The sequence below is a fragment of the Acinetobacter higginsii genome (genome assembly GCF_000369525.1).
Taxonomy (GTDB): Bacteria; Pseudomonadota; Gammaproteobacteria; order Pseudomonadales; family Moraxellaceae; genus Acinetobacter; species Acinetobacter higginsii.
On the sequence record NZ_KB850058.1, the window covers coordinates 2110 to 7708 of the forward strand.

The 5599-nt window shown below is 34.9% G+C and carries 7 protein-coding genes; 2 read left to right on the forward strand and 5 right to left on the reverse strand.

Annotated elements, in window-relative coordinates:
• On the forward strand, positions 1 to 469 hold a 469-nt coding region (locus tag F902_RS22830; protein WP_005199237.1), incomplete at its 5' end, for a universal stress protein.
• Positions 470 to 696: 227 nt separating this feature from the next.
• Here F902_RS22830 and F902_RS00035 read toward each other — a convergent pair.
• The 3 genes from F902_RS00035 to mobQ all read right to left on the reverse strand — a co-directional run bounded on the left by F902_RS00035 (position 697) and on the right by mobQ (position 4266).
• The gene (locus F902_RS00035; protein WP_000857160.1) at positions 697 to 984 is read right to left on the reverse strand and encodes a hypothetical protein; all 288 of its coding nucleotides are present in this window, start codon (positions 982 to 984) and stop codon (positions 697 to 699) included.
• Positions 981 to 1931, reverse strand: a complete 951-nt coding sequence (locus F902_RS00040) for a replication initiation protein (protein WP_001031297.1) — start codon at positions 1929 to 1931, stop codon at positions 981 to 983. Before F902_RS00040 ends, F902_RS00035 begins: the two co-directional genes overlap by 4 nt.
• A gap of 682 nt (positions 1932 to 2613) precedes the next feature.
• Positions 2614 to 4266, reverse strand: coding sequence for a MobQ family relaxase (mobQ, locus tag F902_RS00045; protein WP_005199240.1), 1653 nt, complete (start codon positions 4264 to 4266; stop codon positions 2614 to 2616).
• Positions 4267 to 4477: 211 nt separating this feature from the next.
• On the opposite strand from mobQ, the gene F902_RS00050 reads away from it, so the two are divergent.
• A complete protein-coding gene (locus F902_RS00050; protein ID WP_000110201.1) occupies positions 4478 to 4780 on the forward strand; it encodes a hypothetical protein in 303 nt (100 codons plus the stop codon).
• Between the two features lie 61 nt (positions 4781 to 4841).
• Here F902_RS00050 and F902_RS00055 read toward each other — a convergent pair whose 3' ends face one another.
• Both F902_RS00055 and F902_RS00060 read right to left on the reverse strand, forming a co-directional pair.
• Complete coding sequence (locus F902_RS00055) at positions 4842 to 5105, reverse strand: Txe/YoeB family addiction module toxin (protein WP_000184943.1); 264 nt, start codon at positions 5103 to 5105, stop codon at positions 4842 to 4844.
• Positions 5092 to 5355, reverse strand: a complete 264-nt coding sequence (locus tag F902_RS00060; RefSeq protein ID WP_000557944.1) for a type II toxin-antitoxin system Phd/YefM family antitoxin — start codon at positions 5353 to 5355, stop codon at positions 5092 to 5094. The genes F902_RS00055 and F902_RS00060 overlap by 14 nt, the downstream gene beginning before the upstream one ends.
• Positions 5356 to 5599 lie beyond the last annotated feature (244 nt).

Genomic DNA, 5599 nt, shown 5'->3' on the forward strand with positions numbered 1-5599 from the left:
AACTGAAACCGAGCACAATTCCAGTAAAGTTGGAACCCATATTGAAAATGTTGTTCGTGCTCTTCATAAACCCGTGTTAATCACATCCTCACCGTTTAGTCCACCTCAGTCATTTTTAATTGCTTTTGATGGAAGTCCTACTGCACGTATTTGTGTAGACAAAATTGCAAATAGCCCTTTATTAAAAACCCTGACAGCTCATGTGGTATATGTTGGTAAGCCAAATAGTGATATGACATCACAAGTCACTTGGGCAAAAGAGCTACTTGCAAATAATGGTTTTGATGTCATTGATAGTGTGCTTGAAGGTGATGTTGAGAAATCTATATTGGATTATCAAGAAAAAAACGTTATTGATATGATTGTGATTGGTGCATATGGTCATTCAAAGATACGCCAGTTTTTTATTGGTAGTACGACGACCAAATTGTTATCAAGTTCTACAAAACCAGTATTATTACTAAGATAATTTTTACAAGATAAAGGGATAGTTAAAAACTATCCCTTTTTTAGAATTTCTAAAATTAACATAATACGCCTTATACGAAATGTGTTATAATTATCTATAGAAATCAATGCTGTAGTTACATGATTTTAGCCCACATACCCTCTGGTCGGCTTTTTTTATGATTTTTCACGTTCCACGCCTATTCTTTGATCAATGTTTCACGGTTTTAATTAAATAAACTGAATAATTCAATCTGCACGATTTAAGCGATTATCTTGAATAAGATCATCCAATTTATCTTCTAAATCTTCAATCTTATATTTGAGCGATAAAATAGAATTTTTTAAACGCTCATTTTCAGGAGCATCAGGATTTTTTAATTGATTAAAAATTTCTAATAATTCGTTGCGATTAGTGCTTAACCTTTCAATGTCACTTTCAATAGCCATTCTTGGTGTCCACAGAGCAAGTAAAATTTGCTCATAGTCTTTGAGTTCTTGATGGCTCATTGCATCTAATTCAGCTCTAGTTTTCATGGTTTAAAATCCGTCTTGCTATGAAGAGCTTTAAAAATCCGCTTTGCTGTTTCCTCTCTTACACTTTTCGGATCTCGTAAGATGCCACTAATCCAAAGGGCAAAACTAGGATAGTCCTGGAAGTTACTTAGGTCTGATAGCTCAGAAAGTTTAGATAAAATAGCACTGTACTTGTTAATTTGAGCATCAGACAGGTTGCAGAACATATCTATTGTTTTTGGATCTCGCTCAGGAGCTATTAATTTTGGCTTAGATTTTTCTTTCACAGTGAACTTAAAGCCGACAACAGAACGTCCTTTTTTAACTGGACTATAGTCAACTGTTACATCGGTAAATTCATTAATTTCATCTAATGAGCTCTTCAAAACTCTTCGTTTTAAGTTCCTCAAATCTCTATAAGATTCTGGTAAACCAAACTCTGTAAACATTTCATCTAGCGTTAATTCAAAGCCATTTTTTGCCTGATTTTTTTTCGCTAAATGGTAAAAGTCTATTGAGTAGTCTTTTTTTAATTTTAGAACTACATCTTTTTTATAACGAGTGTATGGATTGTATTTATCTAAAATTTTCAACATCACCAAAACAATAGATGTAAACCTTAAAGATATCCCTGCATCTTCATAAGTAGCATCAATTACCCAGTTAGAGTAGACCTTTTTCCCCCTATCATTAACGTATGAAAAGGACCGATCTACTAGTTTTTTTGACGCATTTTCAATTTGTTTATAAGCAGAATTGACTTTGATACCACAGTCATCAGCAAATTGTTGAGCAGATATTAAGATTTGATCTTGTTCACTTGCATCGACATTTCTAGCAATCGGAGAAGCCATAATTAAAATTCTTTTTTCATCTACAGACATGCTTTTAAAGCATTCAGTAACTTTGTTTTGAATAGCCATTGTTGTTACTGGATAAGATTTATCATAACTATTTTCTTTATTCATTCAGATATCAAACCTTATAAAAAATGAACATGATTTTTGTACCCTTATGAGAAAACAATGTACACCAATAAACATAAGGGTACAATAATTTATTTGTACCCTTTATCATGCTATTTGTACCCTTTAATCATGCTATTTGTACCCTTTTAAACGATAAAATCATGCTATTTGTACCCTTTATCATGCTATTTGTACCCTTTTAACGCTTGAAACTATTGCTGCATAAGGTTTTCAGAGGGTCTAAAAGCTTTTAAAAGCTTTTTAAAAGAATAAAAGGGAATTTATTTCCAAAGTGAGTTATTAAAACTGCCCTTGGTACTCGCTAAAGCTCGTACTCTATTGAAGCTCGTTTCACTCGCTTCGTGGGGGCAGTTTTTTGCATATATGATCAAGGATTCAAAAAGCAAAACATGAATAATGCATTCGCTATGCTCATGCTTTTTGACGAGCAAAAGCATCAATACTTCGCTCGTAGACACTCGCTAATCACTGTCCCCAGTAATTCAATAAAAAACGGTTTTTCAGAGGGGGAATAAGCAACCTTTCGTTGTGTCACTCGTAGACACTCGCTAAAAGGCTCTCATTTGCGTTTTAAGCGATTTTATTTTTATCAACTATAGTTTTACTGTATTTCTATCAAAAGTCGCTAAAACCCCCGTTTTTTTGCGCTTAAATGGGATTGCTAAGGCGTGTAGTCATGGTTATTGTCATTTTCTGGCTTTTTAGGCTCATTTCTCTGCTGTTTTTCTTGTTCTTGGCGTCTTAAAAATGCCAAATGTTCTTGTTGCTCTCGTTCTTGTGCATAGCGTTGTTCTTGTTGCTCTCGTTCTTTACGTAACTGCTGTTCTCTAGATTCACGATCTTTTCGGTCGTTTTCGAGCTGTATTGCTCTTTTTTGGGAAAACTCTTGCTGCGCTTCGGTCTCAATTTTTTTTGTAAAAGCCGTATGCAATTCTTGGATTTTTAGATCTTCCATTTCTTCTGCATATAGTCGCTTTTGTTTTTCACCATTTTGAGGACTAAAGTATTTATTTCCATAGTTATCTTCTTCAAATATATAACTATTTATGATCTCCAGTCTTTGATCGCGTACATACTCTTGATACTCAGTTTCTCTGCGTGATATTTCAGAAATTTGATGATCTATATTTGAAATTTGATCATTAAGTTTTCGTTGTTTAACAGTGATGTTCGGTTCGTCAAATTTTGCAAAAGACTTTTTAGGCTGGAGCAGCTGATTTTCTTCTGTCCATTTATTTAAATGATCAGAATATCTCTCTTTTTTTTCTATTTCACTAAGACCAGAAATATGCTTTTGGATGTCTAGTTGGGTGTTGTGTTGGTCGATCAGGTCATTTATTTGATTGATCCATTTTGTTTTAAAAAATAAAGGCTCTTTTTTGCGTAGTTCTGATATTGCAGAACTCATCGTGTTTAATTTTGTTGTTAATTTTGATAATTCTTCATTTTGAAATTCAGAAAGTTTCTGAGAAGTTTTTTCTAAATACTCAGCTTGAGAGTATTGAAACTGAAGCTCACTTCGTACTTTTTGAACAAGATCCTCAGATACTTTGATGTTTTCATCCAGTGCGATGACCTTTTTGATTTTTAAATTACGTAGCTTAATTTCATCATTTTTCAGACTAATTTCTGTAAATATTCCTCGTCTCCGGAGGTATGTCGCTTGAGGACCTTCGTGCTGAGTTGCTTCTAGGTCACTTTCCTGGTCTTCATAACTTCTGTGATCGACACGTTCATCAAATCCATTTTGTTTCAGGTGGTGATTGCATAATTCTGCAAATGATTCTCTCCAGTGGCTTACAGTTTCTGTGCCATTGTCACGACTGAAGTCCCTATATTTTTTTGCTGAAAAGCCACCCTGCTCATTAATACTTCGGGTTGTGAACATGATGTGTGCATGGTAGTTGCGTTCATCACTTCCACTGTCTGTATGAGGTGCATGAATAGCAGCATCAACGATGACACCGTATTTTTTAACGAGGTTTCGGCAAAGTTCATTGAGCATATTTTCACGCTGTTCAGCGTTTAACTCACTGGGAAATGCAATCTCAAACTCTCTTGCAAGTAATGCATCTTTTCTACGTTCAACCTTTTCGACTTCATTCCAAAGTGTTTGGCGCTTGAGTAACTCAGTATTTGTATTTTCAGGTGCATAGATTTTTGTAAATTCGACACCAGTTTTTCTTGTGTAGTCTTGTTCTTTTCCATAAAAATCGCATACCAATTTTTCACTTGAACGATATGCAGCACAAGCAACGGCCGATCGTCCATTACCTCTACTAATCGTTTTAACTGAAAAATGATATATCGCCATTTTGCTTTTGCTCTTTATTTCGATTTATCGAAATTACCAACATGTATATGTTGGTCAGGGGATTACAAAGGGGATTTACCCCTTGTCGCACCATTGGATGAAATCCAATGGCTAAGTGCGCCCTTCGGGAAAACCACGATAGCATGGGCTGTCTTGAATTTCAATTCAAACAGACCTATGCTTGAGGGGGATTCCTTGAGATGGTGATGGTATGAGTGTTGAAACTTTAGAGCAAAAAATTGCAAAGCAAGAAGAACGATTAAGACAACTAAAAGCACAAAAACAAGCTATTGCTGCTCGTGAAAAAAAGAAAAATTCTGATCGACAAAGAAAAGATGATACTAGACGTAAAATTCTACTGGGGGCTTGGGTTCTAAACAAACTGAAAAATGATGAATCTTTTAAGGGTCAACTAACCGATTTTGAAAAGTTTTTAAGCACGGAAAGTAAGACTGAAGAAAATAGGCAGAAAGATAAAGATCTTTTTAATGGCGTTATATGGAATAACACCTAAATTTCGCATATGAGATTTTGTATTAAATAAAAAAACAATCCCCTAAAAATAGGGGATCTTGTTAGTAATGGAATCGACATTGAATTATAGAGATTCGTTCATCTGTCACTTCATAAACTAATCTATGCTTTTCATCAATCCTACGACTCCAAAATCCTGAAAGATTAGCTTTTAAAGGTTCTGGTTTTCCTGTTCCTTCAAAAGGTGTTCGCTGACATTCTTTGATTAAGGTATTAATACGCTTAAGTATCTTTTTATCCTGTGTCTGCCAATAGATATATTCATCCCAGGCATTATCAGTCCATTCGACGTTACGATTCGTCATCCTCAATCAACTCTCTGTGTTTTGTTTTCCCTGCACGTAATTGAGCAATTGATTCATTTAAACGACTTGCATTATTTGGAGATGAAAGGAGATATAACGTTTCCATTAAGCTATCGTAATGATCTTGTCCCATTACTACAGCATGGCCACCTTCTTTTCTTGTAATAAAAGCAACGTCTACATCATCAATTACTTTATCTAAAACAGATTTTAAATTGTTACGTGCGTCCGTATATGTAAATACATGCATATATCTATCCCTCATAGGGTAAGCTGCGTCAAAACGCTGCTAGCTAGACTACCTAGGCGGTAGTGATTGAAACTTTACAATCCTAAATGTACAGAATCCTGTACATATTGTCAATTTCGTATAACCACCATTATGTTAAATGGACATAAATCAATTCTAAAATTATCTATGATCATTCTTACTTTTACTTCAGTACTGCGGTTAGGGTGGATAGAAAAGGGCCTAACTGCTATCATTGCCCCCG